Origin of the sequence: Phytohabitans aurantiacus (genome assembly GCF_027923225.1) — a bacterium.
Classification (GTDB): Bacteria; Actinomycetota; Actinomycetes; order Mycobacteriales; family Micromonosporaceae; genus Phytohabitans; species Phytohabitans aurantiacus.
In genome coordinates this window covers 1-955 of sequence record NZ_BSDI01000132.1, presented here as the reverse complement: position 1 = coordinate 955, position 955 = coordinate 1, and the positions used below count along the sequence as shown (strand labels likewise).

The following is a 955-nucleotide window of genomic DNA, read 5'->3' as shown; positions in this document are numbered from 1 at the left end:
AGCATGTCGACGGCGGCTCGTCCGGCGGCTGCGGTGGGGTTGGCGACGGTGGTGAGTTTGGGGCGGGTGAGGCGGCTGAGGGTGATGTCGTCGATGCCGATGACGCTGATGTCGGTGGGGACGTGGAGGCCGAGGTGGTGGAGGCCTTCGATGAGTCCGATGGCGATGAGGTCGTTGTAGCAGAGGACGGCGGTGGCGCCGGCGCGGGTGATGTTTTCGGCTTGGTGGTGGCCGCCGTGTTCGGTGGGTGGGTTGGGGCCGAGGATGGTGAGTTGGGTGTTGTTGGTGCGGGTGGCGGTGGTGGCGGCGCGGCGGATTTCGCGGTTGGTCCAGGAGCCGCGGGGTCCGCCGAGGAGGGCGATGTGGGTGTGGCCTAGTGCGGTGAGGTGGTCGATGGCGTGGCGGGTGCCGGTGGCGACGTCCATGACGACGGTGGGTAGGCCGGTGATGTGGCGGTTGATGACGACGAGGGGTACTTCTCGGCTGAGTTGTTCGATGAGGCTGTTGTTCATGCGGGGGGAGCACAGGAGTATGCCGTCGACTTGTTTGGCGAGGGCGTGGACGAGGTCTTCTTCGACGGCGGGGTCTTCGTTGGTGTCGGTGACGAAGATGTGGTAGTCGCGGTGTCTGGCTTGGCTTTCGGCGGCTTTGATCAGGGGTGGGAAGAAGGGGTTGGCGATGTCGGCGACGATGAGGCCGATGTTGTGGGTTCTTCCGGTGATCAGGGCGCGGGCGGCGCGGTTGGGTCGGTAGCCGAGGTGTTCGGCGCAGGCCAGGACGCGGTTGCGGGTGTCGGGGTTGACCAGGTGGGGTGCGGAGAAGGTGCGCGAGACGGTGGAGATGTGCACGCCGGACGCGCGGGCGACGTCGCGGATGGTGGCGGGCACAGCGGCGTCTCCATTCCTGCTCGTGTGGTGGTCGTCACTGGGATCGGCCAATTAATGCAAACGGTTGC

The 955-nt window shown here is 66.5% G+C and carries 1 protein-coding gene; it reads right to left on the bottom strand.

Annotated features, from left to right (window positions below; all coding sequences use genetic code 11):
• Positions 1-887, bottom strand: an 887-nt coding sequence (locus QMG73_RS46130) for a LacI family DNA-binding transcriptional regulator (protein WP_281906515.1), incomplete at its 3' end; no start/stop codon positions are given.
• Between the last annotated feature and the right edge of the window lie 68 nt (positions 888-955).